The following is a 19945-nucleotide window of genomic DNA, read 5'->3' on the forward strand; positions in this document are numbered from 1 at the left end:
CGAACCCGGAATCTCGAGATTCCGGGTTCGGTCCTGCGGACCGCCCCGGAATGACAAAAACAATTCAAAATCGCTCCACCCAGGGCCGCAGCTCCAGCTCCCAGCTCCAGGCGCTGCGCGGCTGCTGCAACACGTTCCAGTAGCTCTCCGCGATCGCATCGGGATCGAGCATCGAATCCGGCTTGTCGGCAGCTTCGGCCCGCGCCGTGCTGCGGATGCCGCCGTCGATGACGAAATGCGCCACATGAATGCCCTGCGGCGACAATTCGCGCGCCATGCTCTGTGCGAGGCCGCGCAGCGCGAACTTGCCCATCGCGAACGGAGCCGACTGCGCATAACCCTTGACGCTGGCCGAGGCGCCGGTGAACAGGATCGCGCCGTGCTGGTTCGGCACCATGCGCTTGGTGGCCTGCTGAGCCACCAGGAAGCCGCCATAGGCGCTGACCGCGATGGCGTTTGCGACCTCGGCCGGGACCAGGTCGACGAACGGCCCGCGCGAGCGGCCAGAAGCATTGTAGACGACGAGATCGGGCGTGCCGATCTCGCGTTCGACGAGGCCAAACAGCCGCTCGACCTCCTCAGGCTCGGTGGCGTTGCAGGCATAGGCCTTGGCGCCGGTCTGGCTGCAGAGCGCACCCAGCTTCTCGATCTTGCGCGCGGCCAGCGCGACGCGAATGCCTTGCGCGGAGAGCAGCCGCGCCAGCGAGGCGCTCAAGCCTTCGCCGGCGCCGACGATGAGGGCGATGTTGTATTTCGGATGTTCCATGGTGTGATCTCTGGCGTGATCTCTCGGGGACGGGACTTGGTTGATCTAGGCATCCGCCGCGTCGACAACCAGCGGCAAGCCCGGGCCGGTTGATCACAATTCCGCAGAGCGAATTGCTCCTTCACGGCGATCATGCCTCCCTGACAATTTGCAGCTTTATCGCCTGTCGCGGCGGGAGCATGATCGACATCATCTCAAGCGGCAAGGATTAAGAATTGCCGCCGGGCGGAAACGAAGAGGACGACCATGCACAAGTCGGTGACAGCGCAGCCGAGGGATGTCGCGGCCGAACAACCCGGCCTGCTGGCGCCCGATACGTCAGGCATGAATTTCTACCGCGCCGATCAGGCGCTGACGGATTTGTTGCGCATCCATCTGCCGGACACCCTGTTCCGCCATATCGAGCCGCATCTGGATCGTCTCGGCGAACTCGCCGGTGGCCGTCTCGACGAATGCGCGCGCCTCGCCGATCGCCACACGCCGATTTTGCACCAGCGCGACAAGTTCGGCCGCGACGCGCAGTGGATCGAATATCATCCGGCCTATCGCGAGCTGGAGAACGCCGCCTTCGGCGAGTTCGGCATCCACGCGCTCTCGCTTCGCAAGGGCATCATGGGCTGGCCGGACAAATATCCTGTTGTCGCCAAGCACGCTTTCACGTTTCTTTTCAACCAGACCGAATTTGGCATGGGTTGCCCGATCAACGTCACCGACGGCTGCGCCAAGCTGCTCGCCAATTTCGGCAGCGAGGCGCTGAAGGCGAAATACCTGGATGGTTTGACCTCGACCGACATGAGCAAGCTGACCCAAGGCGGTCAGTTCATGACCGAGAAGGAGGGCGGCTCCGACGTCGGCACGCTGACCACATGCGCGGTGCAGGAGGGCGATCATTGGCGCCTCCATGGCGAAAAATGGTTCTGCTCGAATGCGGACGCCAAGGTCGTGATGCTGCTGGCGCGCCCTGAAGGCGCCGGCCCCGGCACGCGCGGCGTCGGCCTGTTCCTGATGCCGCGCTTCCTCGACGACGGCTCGCAGAACCACTATCGGATCGTGCGTCTGAAGGACAAGCTCGGCACCCGCTCGATGGCCTCGGGCGAGATCAAGCTCGAAGGCGCGATCGCTTATGCCGTCGGCAAGCTCGATCGCGGCTTTGTGCAGATGGCCGAGATGGTGAACTCGTCGCGCCTGTCCAACGGCGTCAAATCCACCGCGCTGATGCGCCGCGCCTGTCATGACGCGATGACCGTGGCAAAGAACCGCGTGGTGTTCGGCAACCGGATCATCGATCTGCCGCTCGGCCGTCGGCAGATGCTGAAGATCATGCTGCCGGTCGAGCAGGCGCTGTCGATGAGCTTCCTCACCGCTGACGCGCTCGACCGCGCCGAAGCCGGCAGCCAGGATGCGGCGGCGCTGCTGCGCATCCTGACGCCGACGCTGAAATTCCGTGCCACGCGGGATGCGCGCAAGGTTTGCGGCGATGCGCTCGAGATGCGCGGCGGCATCGGCTATATCGAGGAATTCGCCACGCCCCGCCTGCTGCGCGATGCCCATCTCGGCTCGGTCTGGGAAGGCACCGGCAACATCGTTGCCATCGATGCTATCAGGCGCGCCGTCGGCCGGCATGGCGCCGAATCCGCGCTTGCGGCCGATCTGCATGCACGGCTAGATGACAGTGCCTCGGTGCCGCAGGCCTGGCGTGATCATCTGCGTGGCCTTGTCGATCGCGCGGTCGGCTTTGCGCGGGAGGTCGCGGGCAAGTCCGAGAACGAGGCCGATGCGCGTCGTGCCACCAGCCTGCTCTATCATGTCGCGAGCGCAGTCGCGCTCGCCTGGGAGGCGCATCGCATCCACGAGATGCGCGGCGATGCGCGCCGGCTGCTGCTGTCGCGGCTGGTGATCGATCACCGGGTTTCGCCGGGCGATCCGTTCCGGCTGACGGAAAATGCCGTGCAGGCGAAGATCGGATCGCTCCTGCTCGGCGACAATTCGGTCGGCATGAGCGAGGTTGGCGAACTCGTTCTGGCAGCGTAGGCTGCACGCCACGACCAACAAAAAACGCCATAGGGAGTGCTCGATGAAGGCCGCCGTCCTCTACGAAGTCAACAAGCCCCTGGTCATCGAGGAGGTCAGCCTGCCGAAGCCCGGTCCGCGCGAGGTGCTGATCCGCACCGCGGTCGCCGGCCTTTGCCATTCCGATTTGCACTTCATGGAAGGCCTCTATCCACATCCACTGCCCGCGGTGCTCGGCCATGAGTCCGCCGGTATCGTCGAGCAGGTCGGCTCTGATGTCACGTATGTGAAGCCCGGGGACCACGTTGTCACCTGCCTGTCCGTGTTCTGCGGCACCTGCGACAATTGCACCACCGGACGCACCGTGCTCTGCACCGACACGACGGTGAAGATGATGCCGGGCGTTTCAGAGCGGATGCAGTGGTCGAAGCCGGAGAAGCTGCACCAGTTCCTCAATCTGTCGTCCTTTGCCGAGCAGATGCTGGTGCACGAGAACGCCATCGTCAAAATCAGGAGAGAAATGCCGCTCGACCTGGCGGCGCTGATCGGCTGCGGCGTCATCACCGGCTACGGTGCGGTGGTGAACACGGCGAAGGTCACGGCCGGCGAGACCGTGGCCGTGATCGGTTGCGGCGGCGTCGGCATGGCCGCGATCAACGGCGCGCAGATCGCCGGCGCAGGCCGCATCATCGCCATCGACACCAATCCCGCAAAGCTTCAGCTCGCGACCAAGCTGGGCGCGACCGACATCATCAACCCCGCCGATGGCGATGTGGTGAAGCAGGTGCGCGACCTCACCAATGGCGGCGTGCATCACTCCTTCGAGGTGCTCGGCCGCAAGGAAACCGCCGAGCAGGCCTTCGCCATGCTGGCCTCCGGCGGCACCGCCACCATCGTCGGCATGATCCCGTTCGGCCAGAAGATCGAGCTGCACGGCTTTGACTTCCTGCGGGAGCGCCGGATCCAGGGCTCGTCGATGGGCTCCAACCATTTCCGCGTCGACATGCCGCGCCTGGTCGATTTCTACCTGCGCGGCCGGCTGCACCTGGAGGACTGGATCTCGGCCAAGCTGAAGCTCTCCGAAATCAACGAGGGTTTCGCCAACATGAAAGCCGGCAAGACGCTGCGGAGCGTGATTGTGTTTGATAGCTGAGCATTAGCGGTCGCCATTGCCGCTCCGAAACAGATGTCATCGCCCGGCCAGTGCGCAATTGCGCACGAGGACCGGCCGATTCAGTGCTCTGCGGAGGTAGCTGAGTGCACTAACTATCGCCGCAGAGTACCGGATGCCCCGGTCAAGCCTGGGCAAGACAGTGTGCATCACACCTTCCGTGCTTCCACCGCCATCCGCAGCGCGAGCCCGGCCAGCACCGTTCCCATCAGCCAGCGCTGCACCAGCATCCAGCTCGGCCGGCTTGCCAGGAACAGTGCGATCGATCCCGCTCCGAGCGCGATCACCGCATTGACGCTGACGCTGATCACGATCTGGATGGCGCCCAGCACCACGGACTGCGTCAGCACGCTGCCGGCCGTGGGATCGATGAACTGCGGCAGCAGCGCCAGATACAGCATCGCGATCTTCGGATTGAGCAGGTTGGTCACGAGTCCCATCGTGAACAATTTGGGCGGGCTGTCGATCGCGAGCGTCTTGACCTGGAACGGCGAGCGGCCGCCGGGCTTCACCGCCTGCCAGGCCAGCCAGAGCATGTAGCCGGCGCCGGCAAAGCGTAGCGCGTCGTAGGCGAAGGGAATCGCGAGCAGCAGCGCCGTGATGCCGAACGCCGCGCACAGCATGTAGAACACGAAGCCCAGCGCCACGCCGCCGAGCGATACGATGCCGGCCGCGGCGCCTTGCGTGATCGAGCGCGAGATCAGATAGATCATGTTCGGCCCCGGCGTGAGCACGAGGCCGAGGCAAATGAGGGCGAAGCCGAGCAGGGCAGAGGTGTGGGGCATGGGTGAACCGGTGCGGGAGATGAACCGGTTCTAATAGCCGCGGCCTCGCGGAGCCACTGCGCAATTGCTCGGAGGGCAATTCAGTCCGGTTCTAGGTCCGTGCCTGCACGGTGCGAATGAACGCTGCGAAGCGCTCCATGGCCGAACGTAACGGCTCCGCCACTGCAGGGTCGGCGGCGATGCTGTGTTCGTCCCAGGAGCCGCCGAGCAGCGGCAGGGTCACGCAGGCCTCCATGGCGAGCCGTGCCGACATCGTCTCCAGGGTCAGTGTCAGGGCTGCCAGCGCATGCGTCGCGCGCGGTGACGTGTTGATCAGCGCGACGGGCTTGTCCGGGAATTCGTGGCTGCCGACGAGCCAGTCGAGCGCGTTCTTCAGCACGCCCGCGACGCCACGGGCATATTCGGGGCTCGAGATCAGCAGCCCGTCGACACTGCCGATCAGCTCGCGCATCGCGCTGACAGGCGCAGGAACGTGATCGCCATCGAGATCCGGATTGAAGAAAGGCAGCTGCGCAATTCCCTCGAACAGTAAGATCTCGACACCGGCAGGTGCGAGCCGTGCCGCTGCGCGCAACACGGCTGTATTGCTCGAGCCTGCGCGCAGGCTGCCGGAGATGGCGGCGATCTTCATCGGGGCCGTCAGTGTGCCTCGTCCCAATTATTCGCCGCGCGGGCATCGACATGCAGCGGCACCGAGAGCAGCACGGCCGGGAACGGCGCGTCCTGCATCACATGCTGCACGACGGGAAGCGTCTTCTCGACTTCCGCATCCGGCACCTCGAAGATCAACTCATCATGCACCTGGAGCAGCATCTGCGCCGAGAGCTTCTTCGCGGCGAGCGCGTCCTCGACGCGCGTCATCGCGCGGCGGATGATGTCGGCGGCGGTACCTTGAAGGCGCGCGTTGATGGCGGCGCGCTCGTTGAAGGCCCGCACTGACGCGTTCGACGCTTTGATATCCGGATAGTGGCACTTGCGGCCGAACAGCGTGGTGACATAGCCGTTCTGGCGGCAGAAGTCGCGCGTCTCGTCCATGTAAGCGCGGATGCCGGGGAAGCGCTCGAAATACTTCTTGATGTAGGCCGAGGCTTCCTCGCGGGCGATACCGAGCTGGTTAGCGAGACCGAACGCGGAGATGCCGTAGATGATGCCGAAATTGATCGCCTTGGCGCGGCGGCGGATCTCGCTCGGCATGCCCTTGATCGGCACGCCGAACATTTCCGATGCGGTCATCGCGTGAATGTCGAGGCCGTCCTTGAACGCCTGCTTCAGCACGGGAATGTCGGCGATCTCCGCAAGCAGGCGCAGTTCGATCTGCGAATAGTCGGCCGAGACCAGCTTGTGGCCGGGCGTTGCGATGAAAGCGCGACGAATCTTGCGGCCGTCCTCGGTACGAACCGGGATGTTCTGAAGGTTCGGCTCGTTCGACGATAACCGGCCCGTGGTGGTCGCGGCCAGCGCGTAGGTCGTGTGCACGCGGTGGGTCTGCGGATTGACATAGGTCGGCAGCGCGTCGGTGTAGGTCGATTTCAGTTTCGAGACCTGGCGCCATTCCAGAATCTTCCGCGGGAAATCGTGACCCTGCTCGGCGAGCTCGTCGAGTACCTGCGCTGTGGTCGACCACGCGCCGGTCTTGGTCTTGGTGCCGCCAGGCAGTCCCATCTTGCCGAACAGGATGTCGCCGATCTGCTTGGGGCTGCCGACATTGACCGGCTCGCCGGCGATCTGCTGGATCTCGGCCTCGACGCGCGCCGCGGTCTGGGCAAAGTCGCCTGACAGCCGCGACAGCACCTGGCGGTCGATCGAGATGCCGCGCCGCTCCATGCGCGCGAGTACCGAGACGAGCGGCCGCTCCAGCGTTTCGTAGACGGTGGTCATGTGTTCGGCTGCGAGGCGCGGCTTCAGCACGCGCCAGACGCGCAAGGCGATGTCGGCGCCCTCGGCCGACAGCGGCGCCGCCTTGTCGATCGGCACCTGATCGAAGGTGATCTTGCCCTTGCCGCTGCCGAGCAGCTCGCTCTCCTTCAGCATGGCATGGCCAAACCATCGCTCGGACAGCGAATCCAGCTCATGCGAGCCGCGGCCGGCATCGAGCACATAGGAGATCAGCTGCGCATCGTCGGCGTTGCGCAAGGTGATGCCATGCTGCGCCAGCAGCACGGCGGCGAATTTGACGTCGAAGCCGATCTTGAGAATGCCTGACGATTCCAGTACCGGGCGCAATGCTTGCACCGCGTCGTCATGCTTGACCTGGTCCGGCGCGAGGCCCGCGTCGAACAGCCCGGCGCCGCCGCCGGATTGCTTATGCGCGAGCGGCACATAACAGGCTTCGTTCGGCGCCACGGCCAGCGCAATGCCGCAGAGATCGGCCTGCATCGGATCGATGGTGTTCGCCTTGAGTTCGATGGCGACGTGACCGGCATCATGGATGCGCGCAATGAAGCCGTTGAGCTCGGCCAGCGTCTTGATCGTCAGGTATTTGGCGCGGTCGACCGGGAGGTTGCGCAACGCAGCCTCGCGCGCGGCCGCGAGCGAAATCGGCGCGCCCTTGAGGCTCGCTGATTTGTCAGCCTTGTCGCCGCCCCTTGCGGTGGCGGCTGGAGCCGCGAACAGATCGCCGGAAGTTTCGATCGGCTTTGCCTTCGCACTGTCGCCGCCTCTTGCGCCGCTGCTGTTCGAGGCATCCGCGTCGACATTGGAAGGATCGATCTGCGAATAATCGGCGACGCGGCGGGTCAGCGTCGAAAATTCCATCGCCTTCAGGAAGGCGATCAGCTTGCGTGCATCGGGCTCGTGGACGGCGAGGTCGTCGAGCGGCACCTCGAGATCGACCTTGTCATCTAGCAGGACGAGCTGCCGGGAGATCCGCGCCTTCTCGGCGTTCTCGAGCAAGGCTTCGCGGCGCTTCGGCTGCTTGATCTCGGCAGCGCGGAACAGCAACTGCTCGAGGTCGCCATATTCGACGATCAGCTGCGCCGCGGTTTTGATGCCGATGCCGGGAACGCCGGGCACGTTGTCGGTGGAATCGCCGGCCAGCGCCTGCACCTCGACCACCTTCTCCGGCGGCACGCCGAACTTCTCGATCACTTCAGGAATGCCGATGCGGCGATCCTTCATGGTGTCGTACATCACGATCTTGTCGTTCACGAGTTGCATCAGATCCTTGTCGGAGGACACAATGGTCGTGGTAGCGCCGCGTTCGGATGCCTGCCGCGCATAGGTGGCGATCAGATCGTCGGCCTCGAAGCCGCCCTGTTCCAGACAGGGCAGGTCGAAGGCGCGCACGGCCTCGCGGATCAGCGCGAATTGCGGGATCAGATCGTCAGGCGCCGGCGGCCGGTGCGCCTTGTAGTCGGGATAGATCTTGTTGCGGAAGGTGACTTCCGACTTGTCGAACACGATCGCCAGATGCGTCGGCCGGTTGTCCGCGGGCATGTCGCGGAGCAGCTTCCACAGCATGTTGCAGAACCCGAGCACCGCATTGACCTGCAAGCCGTCGGACTTGCGGTTCAGCGGCGGCAGCGCGTGATAGGCGCGGAAGATGTAGCCGGAACCATCGACCAGGAAAATGTGGTCGCCTTTGCCGGCCGCCTTGGCTGCGACCGGTTTGGCAGCAGCTGTCGCAGCAGCGGGCTTGGTGTCGGCTTTGGCGGAGGTCTTTGGCGATGTCTTGGGCATGGCCGCAATGTATGAATTTTTGCGGCAAAAGACAGCCTCGGCGCATCGCTATTTTGCCGACTCGCACAGGCAAATCATGGCCTCAGGCCAGGCAGGTCTCGATGAAACCTGCAACTGCGCGCACCATGGGCGCGCGGCGCAGGTCGCGATGGACGACCAGCCAGACCTCGCGGCCGACGGGACGGCCGCCAATGTCATGGCGCTGCAGCTGCGGATCGGCCTCGCCGAGGAACTTTGGCAGGGCCGCCAGCCCAATTCCCGTCCTCGCGGCGGCCGCCTGGTTCTCCAGATCGTTGGTGCGGAGCACGATCTCGCGCGAGGCGGCGAAGCGCATCAGCCATCGCTGCTGAGGCGCATCGTCCATGCTGGAATCGTAGGCGACGAACGCGAAAGCATGCGGTGGCGTCGTCTTCAAATAGTCCGGCGAGCCGTAGAGGGCGAACTCGAAATACCCGATCTTGCGCGCAATCAGCCCCGGCTCGGTCGGACGCGACAGGCGAAGCGCCAGATCAGCCTCGCGACGGTTGAGCGAAGCCGTGCGCTTCTCGCCGATCAGCTTGATCCTGATCCCGGGATGCAGATGCCGCAGCCGGATCAGTTTCGGTGCGATCAGGACGTTGGCCAGCGATGGCGGCGCGCTGATCGTGATCTCGCCGCCGATGCCGGATTTCGAGGCCTGCACCGCGCGCTCGACCGCAAATGCCGTCTCCGTCATCGGATCTCCGATCTTGGCGATGCGCTTGCCATCCTCGGTGAGCTCGTAGCTGCGTGGCCTGCGGTCAACCAGCTTGAGCGACAGCGATGCTTCAAGCGCGGCGACGCGGCGCGCCACGGTGACGTGGTCAACGTTGAGGTTCCTCGCCGCAGCGGACAAGGTGCCCTCGCGTGCGAGCGCCAGGAAATGTTGCAGGTCGGTCCAGTCCATCTGTGCGAATTCTCACAACGAGATCTCAATCTTGAGCAGTTTCGCAGATTTTCGCGTCAATCCATAGTCCTTCCGACATTGACGAAAGGATGCGATATGGCCGTGATCGTGAGATTGAAGAGCCCCGGCGGGGTCGAGCAGCTCGAGCTTGCGAGCGCCGACCTGCCGCCGCCGGGCCGCGGCGAAATCCTGATACAGCAGACCGCGATCGGCGTGAACTCCATCGACATTTACCAGCGCAAGGGTCTCTACGCGCTTCCGCCGGAGCGAATTCCGGGCGTCGAGGCGGTGGGCGTCATCGCGGCGCTGGGCCCGGACGTGACCGGTCTCGAAGTGGGGGAGCGCGTTGCCTATGCAGGTGCGCCGGTCGGCGCCTATGCGTCCGAGCGCAACCTGCCTGGATGGCGCTGCGTGAAGCTTCCCGCCGGCCTTCCGGATGAGGCGGTCGCCGCGGCGTTTGTCAAGGGCATCACGGCCGACATGCTGCTCAATCGTGTTTTCCCGGTTGGCGTTGGCACGACGATTCTCGTCCATAGCGCTGCAGGAGGGCTCGGACAGCTTCTGACGCGCTGGGCCAGCGCGGCAGGTGCGAGCGTGATCGGGACCGCCGGATCGCCTGATAAGGCCGAGACCGCCCGCGCTGCCGGTGCGTCTCATGTGATCATTGGGCGGGATGCCGATTTCGCCGCGGCTGTCAGCGATATCACCGCCGGGCGCGGCGTCGATGTCGCCTATGACGGCGTCGGCGGGACGACGTTGCAGAAGACGCTTGGCTGCGTGCGGCCATTCGGCGTCGTGGCAAGCATCGGCCAGTCAGCCGGGCCGATCCCACCGGTCGATGTTCACGATCTCGGGCCGCGGCGCAGCCTGATGTTGGCCCGGCCGAGCGTCATGGCTCACATGAACGATGCCGAGGCGTATCGCGGTTCCGCCGAACGGGTGCTTGCTGCGATGACGGACGGCGTGCTGCAGGTGAGCGGCACGGCCTACAGCTTGCGGGACGCGGCGAGGGCTCAGGCCGACCTTGAAGCCGGGCGCACGACAGGAGCCTTGTATCTGCGCCCGTGAACGGACTATTCCGCCGCCTGCAGCACCGGCGCGGCCTTCTTCGGCGCGATCCAGAACGCGTCGGGCCGCTCGAACAGGAAGTCGGCGTGGACCAGCAGGGCGGCTCGCCAGATCGCGAGCGATCCCACGACGCCGACGATGGTCACGATCAGCGACATCGCGCCGATATCCGAAATGATGCCTGTGTGCAGCAGCAGAGTTCGCGTCGCCGCCATCGGCAGGAAGAAGGCGAGATAGATCACGATCGAATGCTCGCCGCAGAAGCGCAGGAAATTGCACCATCCAGTGCGCGCGAGCAGCGTGCCTGTCGTGATGATCGCACCCGCGCCGGCAAAGCCTAGCAGGAGCGAGACGATCTTCCACTCGCTGGCGCCCGATGCGACGAGGCCGGCATCGACCAGTGCCCAGGTCGCAAGCGCCGCGAGCGCGCGCACGGGATGATTTCGCGCGCGGTCCGACAATGCAAACACGTAAGGCGCGAAAAGATAGCCGGAATAGAAGTAAACGAAGCGCGCGCAGAACTCATCGATCGCGGTCCAGCCGGTCGTGATGCGGGCCGTCTCCAGCGCGGCCGCGATCAGCCAGATCGCGAGGGGCGGCATTTTGCGTGTCAGTTTTGTGACGACGAAAAACACCGGCAGCAGATAGATGAACCAGAGCGTGCCGAAGGGCTCGATGAAGGATTCCAGATACAGCAGGCCAACGTCGCGCCAGCCGGTTTCGGCCGCGAAAGCCGGTGCCTTGAAGCCGAACTGGATTGTCACCCAGACGACATAAAAATAGGCGAAATGCACCACCTTGCGGTCGAGATAGGTTCGCCAATCCCGATCGATCACCAGTGGCAGGAACAGACCAGATATCAGGAAGAAGTCCGGCATCCGGAATGGCTTTGCGAAGGCCACGAGCAGATGCATGAATCCCGGTTCACCGGCGGCGAGCTCGACCCCCAGCACCGAATGCATCATCACGACCATGATGATGCAGATGCCCTTGGCGTAGTCGACCCAGTCGACACGCGCGGCGGACGGGGCTTTGGCGCCCCCGCTCGCGGCTGATGTGCCTGACGATGCCATGGTGTCCCTTTTCGAGGCGTATTCTGCCCGGCTCTGTGCGGGCATGGGGCAGTGTGCCGCCTGGTGGCTTAGGATTTCTTTACGAGTACAATTCGTGTGCCAGTTTTCGCGCCCGGACGGTTTCCTTCTGTCGGGAAAATGCTAAACCGCCCCGGACAGGGGTCTTTCGTTAACCAAGCCAAAGCAGGGATTTTCATGCGCATCGCGATGATCGGAACAGGCTATGTCGGACTGGTGTCTGGAGCCTGCTTTGCGGATTTCGGTCACGACGTTACCTGCGTCGACAAGGACGAGAAGAAGATCGCGGCACTGCATCGCGGCGAGATCCCGATCTACGAGCCGGGCCTGGACGAGCTGGTCGCCAACAACGTCAGGGCCAAGCGGCTCGGCTTCACCACCGATCTGTCCAAGCCGGTTGCGGATGCCGACGCCGTGTTCATCGCGGTCGGCACGCCGTCGCGCCGCGGTGATGGCCACGCCGACCTCTCCTATGTCTACGCCGCCGCGAAGGAGATCGCGCAGTCGCTGACCGGCTTTACCGTGGTGGTGACGAAGTCGACCGTGCCGGTCGGCACCGGTGACGAGGTCGAGCGCATCATCCGCGAGACCAATCCGTCAGCCGACGTCGTCGTCGCCTCCAATCCGGAGTTCCTGCGCGAGGGCGCTGCGATCCGCGACTTCAAGTTTCCCGATCGCGTCGTGGTCGGCACCTCCGACGAGCGCGGCCGCAAGGTGATGGGCGACATCTACCGCCCGCTGTCGTTGAACCAGGCGCCGCTGATGTTCACCGCGCGCCGCACCGCCGAGATGATCAAATACGCCGCCAACGCTTTCCTCGCGACCAAGATCACCTTCATCAACGAGATCGCGGATCTCTCGGAAAAGGTCGGCGCCAATGTGCAGGAGGTTGCCCGCGGCATTGGCCTCGACAACCGCATCGGCACCAAATTCCTGCACGCCGGTCCCGGCTTCGGCGGCTCCTGCTTTCCGAAGGACACCAAGGCGCTGATCAAGATCGCGCAGGACTACGACGTGAATCTGCGCATCGTCGAATCCGTGCTCGCGGTCAACGAGAACCGCAAGCGCGCGATGGCGCGCAAAGTCAGCCAGGCGCTTGGCGGCTCCCTGCGCGGCAAGACCATCGCCGTGCTCGGCCTGACCTTCAAGCCCGACACCGACGACATGCGCGATGCGCCGTCGATCCCGCTCGTCACCGGCCTGCTCGATATGGGCGCGAAGGTGAAGGCCTTCGATCCCGTCGGCATGGAGCAGGCCAAGGGCGAGTTGCCCGGCATCACCTATTGCGAGGACGCCTATTCCTGCGCGCAAGGTGCCGATGCGATCGTCGTCGTCACCGAATGGACGCAGTTCCGCGGCCTCGATCTCGATCGGCTGAAGGCGACCATGGCCCAGCCCGTTGTCGTCGACCTCCGCAATATCTTCCGCCCCGAGGACATGGCTGCGGCCGGCTTCACCTATGAGAGCGTCGGCCGCCCACCCGTGCAGGGCTGATCGCTACGTATTGTTGTCATACCCCGCGAAGGCGGGGTATCCAGTACGCCGGGATCCCCGGAATGGCCGGGATCCGACATGACTGGATCGTCTGCTAGGAGCACTGGCACGTGCACGGCGGACGATGACGGACCGAATCTTTTGCCCCGCAATTTCGACACGCCCCTCCCGATCGATGCCGTGCTCGACGAGCTCTCGCGCACGCTCGAGACGCACAATGCGGCCGTGCTGGTGGCCCCTCCGGGGGCCGGCAAAACCACCCGCGTGCCGCTGGCGCTGCTCGATGCGCCCTGGGCCAAGGGCAAGAAGATCATCGTGCTGGAGCCGCGGCGTATCGCGGCACGAGCCAGCGCCGACCGCATGGCCAAGTCGCTCGGCGAGCGAGCCGGCGAGACCGTGGGCTATCGCGTCCGCTTCGGCTCGAAGATTACACGTGCCACGCGCATCGAGGTCGTGACTGAAGGTATCTTCACCCGCCAGATCCTCGACGACCCCGAACTCTCGGGCGTTGCCGCCATCCTGTTCGACGAATTCCACGAGCGCTCGCTCGATGCCGATCTCGGCCTTGCGCTGGCGCGCGACGCGCAGCTGGGACTGCGCGAGGATCTGCGCATTTTGGTGATGTCCGCGACGCTCGATGGCGCGCGGGTTGCAAAGCTGCTCGGCGAGGCGCCGGTCGTCGAGAGCGAGGGCCGCGCCTTTCCGGTCGAGACCCGCTATCTCGGCCGCAAGGCCGATGCGCAGATTGAGCGGCAGATGGCGGATGCGATTGCCTCCGCGCTGCGGGCCGACAGCGGCTCGGTGCTGGCCTTCCTGCCGGGCGCCGCCGAAATCCGCCGCACCCAGAATTTCCTCGCCGAACGCGTGCAGGATGCGTCCATCGAGATCGTGCCGCTGTTCGGGGCGCTCGATGCCGCCGTGCAGGACCGCGCCATCTCTCCCGCGCCCAAGGGCATGCGCAAGGTCGTGCTGGCGACCTCGATCGCGGAGACCTCGCTCACCATCGAAGGCGTGCGCATCGTCGTCGATTCCGGTCTTGCCCGCGTGCCGCGCTACGAGCCCGATATCGGCCTGACGCGGCTGGAGACCGTGCGGGCCGCGCGTGCCGCAGTCGACCAGCGCCGCGGCCGCGCCGGCCGTACCGAGCCAGGGGTCTGCTACCGGCTCTGGGACGAACCGCAGACGGCCTCGCTCGCACCCTATACGCAGCCGGAAATTCTCAGTGCCGATCTCTCGTCGCTGATGCTCGATCTTGCGCAATGGGGCGTCGCCGATCCGGCAGCGCTATCGTTCCTCGATCCGCCGCCGCAGCCGGCCTGGAAGGAAGCCAAGAGCCTCCTCACCGAGCTCAACGCGCTCGATGGCGACGGTCGCATCACCACTGAGGGCAAGAGCCTGCGCGCGCTGGCGCTGCCGCCGCGGCTGGCGCGCATGATCGTGGATTCGCATCGCGCCGGGTGCGGCGAAGAGGCGGCCGAGATCGCGGCCATCCTCACCGAGCGCGGGCTCGGTGGCGACAGTGCCGATCTCGAGCACCGGCGCGACCAGTTCCGCCGCGACCGTTCGCCGCGGGCGGCGAGCGCGCGCGATCTGGCGCGACGCTGGGCGTCGCAGGTCGCGGCATCCGAGAAGGCGGGGCAACAGGAGGATCTCTCGACCGGCCTGATGCTCGCCTATGCCTTCCCGGACCGTGTCGCACGCAACCGCGGCAATGGCAGTTTCGTGCTCGCCAACGGCCGCGGCGCCGCAGCGGAGCAGACCTCGTCGCTGGCCCGCGCGCCCTATATCGCGATCGGTGAAATGACGGGCACGGCGGCGAGTGGCCGCATCCTCCTTGCCGCGCCAATTGCTGAAGCCGACATCGAGCGGCACTTTGCCGAGCACATCGAGAGCGTCGACGAGATCTCCTTCGACCGTGGCGCGATGGCGCTGCGCGCTCGGCGCAAGCGCGTGCTGCACGCGATCACGCTTTCCGAGGCGACGCTTGCAGTGTCGCCCTCCGAAGACACGGCGCGCATTTTTGCCGATGGTCTGATCGCCGTCGGCCTCGACCGGTTGCCCTGGTCCAAGGCCGCCAGACAATGGCGCGACCGCGTGATGTTCCTGCGCAAGGCCGAGGGCGAGGGCTGGCCCGATTTGTCGGACGACGGGCTGATCGCGCGGCGCGACGACTGGCTGATCCCCGTTCTCTACGACAAGATCGCGCTGAAGGACATTTCTCCCGGCGATCTCTCCGATGCGCTGATGGCGCTATTGCCATGGGACATGCGCGCGCGGCTGGATCGCGAAGCGCCGACACATTTCGAGGCGCCGACGGGAAGCGTGCTGGCGATCGACTACGAGGCCGAGCAGGGACCGACCATCGCCGTGCGGCTGCAGGAATTGTTCGGCCTCAACACCCATCCGTCGATCGCCGCCGGCAAGGTGCCCCTGGTGCTCGAGCTGCTGTCGCCGGCGCAGCGCCCGGTGCAGGTGACGCGCGATCTTCCGGGCTTCTGGCGCGGCAGCTACGCCGCCGTACGTTCGGACCTGCGCGGCCGCTATCCGCGCCATCCCTGGCCGGACGATCCGGCAACCGCGCTGCCGACCCGGCGCGCCAAGCCGCGCGGGACGTGAAGCGCCGTTAACCCTACGCTCATCCTTTTCGTCAAAATAGCACCGGCTCCGCTGCGGTCTCGCTCGCGGACGGGCCTGCCGCGTGGTGAAATCGAGCTTTCCGGCTCGGAAGTGGTGTGATGCGTAACATTATGATCTTCGCGGCCGTGATGATCGGTCTCGGTACATTCATGGCGCAGATGGCGGACAGGATGACCGCCTCGGCCACCTCAGCGCCGCATGCGACGGTCGCCGTCGCGACCACCGCGCCATCAGGCAGCCGCAGCCTCAACATCCCCCGCGACATCCGCGGCCATTTCCAGACCGAAGGCCGCATCGACGGTCAGCGCATCGGTTTCATGGTCGACACCGGGGCTTCCGTGGTGGCGCTGAACGAGACCTCGGCCGCCCGCTTCGGCTTGCATCCCTCGCGCAGCGAGTACAACGCCACGGTCAGCACCGCGAACGGCACCATCAAGGCCGCGCGGGCCCGGATCGCGATGCTTGACGTCGGCGGCCTCGTCGTGCGCGATGTCGATGCCATGGTGCTGCCCGACGCTGCGCTGTCCGAGAACCTGCTGGGCCTGTCCTTCCTGTCCCGCCTGAAGCGCTTTGAGTATGCCAACGGCCAGATGGTGCTGGAGCAGTAGGAAGCGGGCCCTTCCGGCCTCATAAATTCGAAAGTGCGCTGAGCGGGCGCGCGGCCGGTAACGCTTTTCCGTTACCAAACTGCCGCAATTATCGGCCATAAGCCCTCATTCCCGCCTTCCGCTGCGGCCTGGCATTCGCTAAGGCTGCATCAATTCCCGCCATCTTCACGAGACCGCCTCAATGTTCCCCAAGCCGAAATCTGTCCTTCTGCCGAACACCTATGCCTTCGAATCCGAGCCGATGGTGAAGCCGACCGGTTTTCGCGAGTACGACGCGCGGTGGCTGTTCCAGAAGGAAATCAACCTGATGGGGATACAGGCGCTCGGCATGGGGCTGGGCGCGCTGATCGCGGAGCTCGGCGTGAAGCAGGAAATCGTCACCGGGCATGATTTCCGCGGCTATTCGGCCTCGATCAAATACGCGCTGATCTCCGGCCTGATGGCGGCGGGCTGCAAGGTACACGACATCGGCCTTGCGGTGACGCCGATGGCCTATTTCGCGCAGTTCGATCTCGACGTGCCCGCCGTCGCCATGGTCACGGCCTCGCACAACGACAATGGCTGGACCGGCGTGAAGATGGGTGCGAACCGTCCGCTGACGTTCGGCCCTGACGAGATGACGCGGCTGAAGGAGATCGTGCTGGGCGCCGAGTTCAAGAACAAGGCCGGCGGATCCTACCAATTCCACGAGAACTATCCGGCGCGTTACATCGCCGACCTCACCAATCGTCCGAAGCTGACGCGCAAGCTCAAGGTCGTCGCCGCCTGCGGCAACGGCACTGCCGGTGCGTTCGCGCCGCAGGTGCTGGAGGCGATCGGTTGCGAGGTGATCCCGCTCGACACCGAGCTCGACCATACCTTCCCGAAATACAATCCGAATCCGGAAGACATGGAGATGCTGCACGCGATCCGCGACGCGGTGCTGCATCACAAGGCCGATGTCGGCCTCGGCTTCGACGGTGACGGCGACCGCTGCGGTGTCGTCGACAACACCGGCGAAGAGATCTTTGCCGACAAGGTCGGCGTGATGCTGGCGCGCGACATGTCGGCGATCCACAAGGACGCGCAATTCATCGTCGACGTGAAGTCGACCGGTCTGTTCGTCACCGATCCCGTCCTGCAGAAACAAGGCGCCAGGACCGCCTATTGGAAGACCGGCCATTCCTACATGAAGCGCCGCACCAACGAGACCGGCGCGCTCGCGGGCTTCGAGAAGTCCGGCCACTTCTTCTTCAACAAGCCGTATGGCCGCGGCTATGACGACGGCCTCGTCTCGGCGCTCGCGATCTGCGACATGCTCGACCGCGCGCCCGGCAAGTCGATGGCGGACCTCAAGAACGCGCTGCCAAAAACCTGGTCGTCGCCGACCATGTCGCCGCATTGCGCCGACGAGACCAAGTATGGCGTGATCGACAAGGTCGTGAAGCACTTCGAAGGCCTGCAGGCCGAGGGCGCCAAGATCGGTGGCCAGTCCATCCGCGACCTCGTCACCGTCAACGGTGTGCGCGTCACCGTCGAGGACGGCAGCTGGGGGCTGGTGCGCGCATCCTCGAACAAGCCCGAACTTGTTGTCGTGGTCGAGAGCCCGGTCTCCGAGCAGCGCATGCACGACATGTTCGAGATGGTGAACAGCGTGCTGCGTACCCATCCCGAGGTCGGCGAGTACAATCAGAAGATTTGAGAGGCGGCCGCGGCGTCGGTATGCTCCCTCGCCCCGTGCTTATGGGGAGAGTGGAGTGGGAGCGTCGTGCGGCGTATCACGCCGTCCGCAGCGATCCCAGGAAGCCATCGACCTCAGCCTTGAGACGCTCGGACTGCGACGACAGTCCGGCGGCGGCCTGGTGCATCTTCGACGCGGCGGCCCCTGCCTCATCGGAAGCCTTGCTGACACTGGCGATGTTGTCGTTCACCTCGCGAGTACCGGCGGCCGCCTGCTGCAGGCTGCCTGCGATCTCGCGAGTTGCCTGGCCCTGCTGATCGACCGCGGTTGAGATCTGGCCGGAGATCTCGTCGATTTCCGCGATCGTTGCGCCGATCGCCTGGATCGCGTTGACGGCGTCGCCGGTTGCGCTCTGGATGGTCTGCACCTGCGCCGAGATTTCCTCGGTGGCCTTCGCGGTCTGGTTCGCCAGCGCCTTGACCTCGCTCGCAACCACCGCAAAACCCCTGCCGTGCTCGCCGGCGCGGGCGGCTTCGATCGTGGCGTTCAGCGCCAGCAGATTGGTCTGGCTTGCGATGGTCTGGATCAGCGTGACGACCTCGCCGATCTTCTGCGTACCGCTGGCTAGGCCTTCGACCACCTGGTTGGTGCGGCGCGCCTCGTCTGCGGCGCGGGCGGCTATTTCGGCTGAACGGGCGACCTGCTGGGTAATGCTGGTGACCGAAGCGGTCAGCTCCTCGGTCGCGGCGGCGACCATCTCGACATTGCCGGAGGCGCGGTTTGAGGCCGCGGCAGCTGCGGTCGTCTGACCCACGGTGTCGGCGCTGTTGTTGCTCATCGCTGACGATAGCTGCTGTACCTCGCCGGCGGCAATCGCCACCGCCTGCACGATGCTGCCGATGCTGCGTTCGAAATTGCCGGCAAGCCGTTGTTTGGCTGCCTCGCGCTCGTCCTTGGCGCGTTGCTCGACCTCGTGACGCTCACTGTTGGCGCGCGCTTCCGCGGCCGTCGCGGCCCGTGCTTCGGCGGTCTTGACCGCGGTGGTCTCGAACAGTTCCTGGAGCTTGTGCGCGAGTGCGATCAGTACGCCGGCCTCGATCAGCAGGATCACCGCATGCAGCACGACGCGGCCGAAGTCGGAGCCGCCCGGATAGATCGCGGCAGGCAGCAGGAAGTTCAGCGCGATGTGATGCAGCGCGACTGCAACCGTCGCGGCGACGATCGGTCGGTAGTCGCAATAGGCGACCGTGCAGGCCAGTGCAGCGAAGAAGTACATGTGCATGTCGATCTGCCAGGGATGTCCCTCGAACTGCCAGGTGAACATCGACACGCCGCTCATCAACGCGACGGCAAATACGAGACGCGTAGAGAGGCCGTTGCCCGACATGCGCCAGGACAGGGTCGCAGCAAGCGCGAACATCGCCATGAAGATTCCGGGGACCAGCCAGGCTTTACCAAGCGCGAGCCCGATGATCATGCAGATTGGCACATGCAGCCAGAGCGCCACGGCCAGGATCTTGCTGGTGGTCTGACGCAGCGATTCCAGACCGTCGTTCTCGACAACCATCTCATCCTCTCCATGACTCCGAGCCGAGCGACGACACGCCACAAGGCTATCTGCCAAAACATGCTGAGACCGCTTGCGCGTCCATCACGAACCATGCGCCGGCATCGTGCAGGCGGGCCAGTCCGTCATGGTCATCCGGGCGGACGACGAGGAGAGTAGGAAGGGCGGTTGCCCTCACGATCGACGCTTGCGCCGACCCCGCAGCTTGAAAAACCTGCTGCGTGCTCCACCAGGGTGGAAACGCAGCTGCGACAACAGTCGCACCCGGACGAACCTGTAAGGTGAGGATTGCGAGCGTGATCCAGCCTGCGACCAGTAATGCTGTCGCATTCGCCCAGGCGGGCCACCGCCGGGACGGATTCGCCGTTCTCCCCTCCATGCCGCAAAGATAGGCGAACGGAACTAACTCTCGGTAAATGTCCGGTTAGGGCCCTGGCTGTGTGAAAACGCATTAGCGCTGGTATGATTCCGTCGTGATTCTGCGG

General features: G+C 65.0%; 14 protein-coding genes. 7 read left to right on the forward strand and 7 right to left on the reverse strand.

Features of this window, described 5'->3' with window-relative positions:
- Positions 1–64: 64 nt before the first annotated feature.
- Positions 65–766 carry an SDR family NAD(P)-dependent oxidoreductase gene (locus Q0687_RS27405; protein ID WP_298884038.1) on the reverse strand — a complete coding sequence of 234 codons (702 nt, stop codon included), beginning with the start codon at positions 764–766 and terminating at the stop codon, positions 65–67.
- 246 nt (positions 767–1012) lie between these two features.
- Here Q0687_RS27405 and Q0687_RS27410 point away from each other — a divergent pair, with 246 nt between their 5' ends.
- Both Q0687_RS27410 and Q0687_RS27415 read left to right on the forward strand, forming a co-directional pair.
- Positions 1013–2797, forward strand: a complete 1785-nt coding sequence (locus Q0687_RS27410) for an acyl-CoA dehydrogenase family protein (RefSeq protein WP_298884041.1) — start codon at positions 1013–1015, stop codon at positions 2795–2797.
- A gap of 43 nt (positions 2798–2840) precedes the next feature.
- Complete coding sequence (locus Q0687_RS27415; RefSeq protein ID WP_298884044.1) at positions 2841–3929, forward strand: Zn-dependent alcohol dehydrogenase; 1089 nt, start codon at positions 2841–2843, stop codon at positions 3927–3929.
- A gap of 167 nt (positions 3930–4096) precedes the next feature.
- Here Q0687_RS27415 and Q0687_RS27420 read toward each other — a convergent pair whose 3' ends face one another.
- The 4 genes from Q0687_RS27420 to Q0687_RS27435 all read right to left on the reverse strand — a co-directional run bounded on the left by Q0687_RS27420 (position 4097) and on the right by Q0687_RS27435 (position 9335).
- Positions 4097–4732: a LysE family translocator gene (locus Q0687_RS27420; protein WP_298884048.1), complete on the reverse strand. Its 636-nt coding sequence runs from the start codon at positions 4730–4732 to the stop codon at positions 4097–4099.
- Positions 4733–4823: 91 nt separating this feature from the next.
- A complete protein-coding gene (locus tag Q0687_RS27425; protein WP_298884050.1) occupies positions 4824–5363 on the reverse strand; it encodes an NADPH-dependent FMN reductase in 540 nt (179 codons plus the stop codon).
- 8 nt (positions 5364–5371) lie between these two features.
- Positions 5372–8410, reverse strand: coding sequence for a DNA polymerase I (gene polA / locus Q0687_RS27430; RefSeq protein ID WP_298884053.1), 3039 nt, complete (start codon positions 8408–8410; stop codon positions 5372–5374).
- Positions 8411–8492: 82 nt separating this feature from the next.
- Positions 8493–9335: a LysR family transcriptional regulator gene (locus Q0687_RS27435; RefSeq protein ID WP_298884055.1), complete on the reverse strand. Its 843-nt coding sequence runs from the start codon at positions 9333–9335 to the stop codon at positions 8493–8495.
- 96 nt (positions 9336–9431) lie between these two features.
- Here Q0687_RS27435 and Q0687_RS27440 point away from each other — a divergent pair, with 96 nt between their 5' ends.
- The gene (locus Q0687_RS27440; RefSeq protein WP_298884056.1) at positions 9432–10403 is read left to right on the forward strand and encodes a quinone oxidoreductase; all 972 of its coding nucleotides are present in this window, start codon (positions 9432–9434) and stop codon (positions 10401–10403) included.
- Between the two features lie 5 nt (positions 10404–10408).
- Here the strand turns inward: Q0687_RS27440 and Q0687_RS27445 are convergent, their stop codons facing one another.
- Positions 10409–11476, reverse strand: a complete 1068-nt coding sequence (locus Q0687_RS27445; RefSeq protein WP_298884057.1) for an acyltransferase family protein — start codon at positions 11474–11476, stop codon at positions 10409–10411.
- A 195-nt stretch (positions 11477–11671) separates the two neighbouring features.
- Between Q0687_RS27445 and Q0687_RS27450 the strand changes: the two genes are divergently transcribed.
- The 4 genes from Q0687_RS27450 to Q0687_RS27465 all read left to right on the forward strand — a co-directional run bounded on the left by Q0687_RS27450 (position 11672) and on the right by Q0687_RS27465 (position 17914).
- The gene (locus tag Q0687_RS27450) at positions 11672–12988 is read left to right on the forward strand and encodes a UDP-glucose/GDP-mannose dehydrogenase family protein (RefSeq protein ID WP_298884059.1); all 1317 of its coding nucleotides are present in this window, start codon (positions 11672–11674) and stop codon (positions 12986–12988) included.
- 141 nt (positions 12989–13129) lie between these two features.
- Positions 13130–15604: an ATP-dependent helicase HrpB gene (gene hrpB, locus Q0687_RS27455; RefSeq protein WP_298884062.1), complete on the forward strand. Its 2475-nt coding sequence runs from the start codon at positions 13130–13132 to the stop codon at positions 15602–15604.
- 119 nt (positions 15605–15723) lie between these two features.
- A complete protein-coding gene (locus Q0687_RS27460; RefSeq protein ID WP_298884063.1) occupies positions 15724–16233 on the forward strand; it encodes a TIGR02281 family clan AA aspartic protease in 510 nt (169 codons plus the stop codon).
- A 181-nt stretch (positions 16234–16414) separates the two neighbouring features.
- Entirely contained in the window at positions 16415–17914 is a 1500-nt protein-coding gene (locus tag Q0687_RS27465; RefSeq protein ID WP_298884065.1) for a phosphomannomutase/phosphoglucomutase, read from the forward strand.
- A gap of 76 nt (positions 17915–17990) precedes the next feature.
- On the opposite strand, the gene Q0687_RS27470 is transcribed toward Q0687_RS27465, so the two are convergent.
- A complete protein-coding gene (locus tag Q0687_RS27470; protein ID WP_298884067.1) occupies positions 17991–19460 on the reverse strand; it encodes a methyl-accepting chemotaxis protein in 1470 nt (489 codons plus the stop codon).
- Positions 19461–19945: the final 485 nt, after the last annotated feature.

Source organism: uncultured Bradyrhizobium sp., assembly GCF_936928535.1.
Lineage (GTDB): Bacteria > Pseudomonadota > Alphaproteobacteria > Rhizobiales > Xanthobacteraceae > Bradyrhizobium.

Bases quoted from the DNA above. Each gene is read 5' to 3' on its own strand.
- Q0687_RS27405 (WP_298884038.1), bottom strand. From the start codon at position 766: ATGGAACATCCGAAATACAACATCGCCCTCATCGTCGGCGCCGGCGAA.
- Q0687_RS27410 (WP_298884041.1), top strand. From the start codon at position 1,013: ATGCACAAGTCGGTGACAGCGCAGCCGAGGGATGTCGCGGCCGAACAA.
- Q0687_RS27415 (WP_298884044.1), top strand. From the start codon at position 2,841: ATGAAGGCCGCCGTCCTCTACGAAGTCAACAAGCCCCTGGTCATCGAG.
- Q0687_RS27420 (WP_298884048.1), bottom strand. From the start codon at position 4,732: ATGCCCCACACCTCTGCCCTGCTCGGCTTCGCCCTCATTTGCCTCGGC.
- Q0687_RS27425 (WP_298884050.1), bottom strand. From the start codon at position 5,363: ATGAAGATCGCCGCCATCTCCGGCAGCCTGCGCGCAGGCTCGAGCAAT.
- polA (WP_298884053.1), bottom strand. From the start codon at position 8,410: ATGCCCAAGACATCGCCAAAGACCTCCGCCAAAGCCGACACCAAGCCC.
- Q0687_RS27435 (WP_298884055.1), bottom strand. From the start codon at position 9,335: ATGGACTGGACCGACCTGCAACATTTCCTGGCGCTCGCACGCGAGGGC.
- Q0687_RS27440 (WP_298884056.1), top strand. From the start codon at position 9,432: ATGGCCGTGATCGTGAGATTGAAGAGCCCCGGCGGGGTCGAGCAGCTC.
- Q0687_RS27445 (WP_298884057.1), bottom strand. From the start codon at position 11,476: ATGGCATCGTCAGGCACATCAGCCGCGAGCGGGGGCGCCAAAGCCCCG.
- Q0687_RS27450 (WP_298884059.1), top strand. From the start codon at position 11,672: ATGCGCATCGCGATGATCGGAACAGGCTATGTCGGACTGGTGTCTGGA.
- Q0687_RS27460 (WP_298884063.1), top strand. From the start codon at position 15,724: ATGCGTAACATTATGATCTTCGCGGCCGTGATGATCGGTCTCGGTACA.
- Q0687_RS27465 (WP_298884065.1), top strand. From the start codon at position 16,415: ATGTTCCCCAAGCCGAAATCTGTCCTTCTGCCGAACACCTATGCCTTC.
- Q0687_RS27470 (WP_298884067.1), bottom strand. From the start codon at position 19,460: ATGGTTGTCGAGAACGACGGTCTGGAATCGCTGCGTCAGACCACCAGC.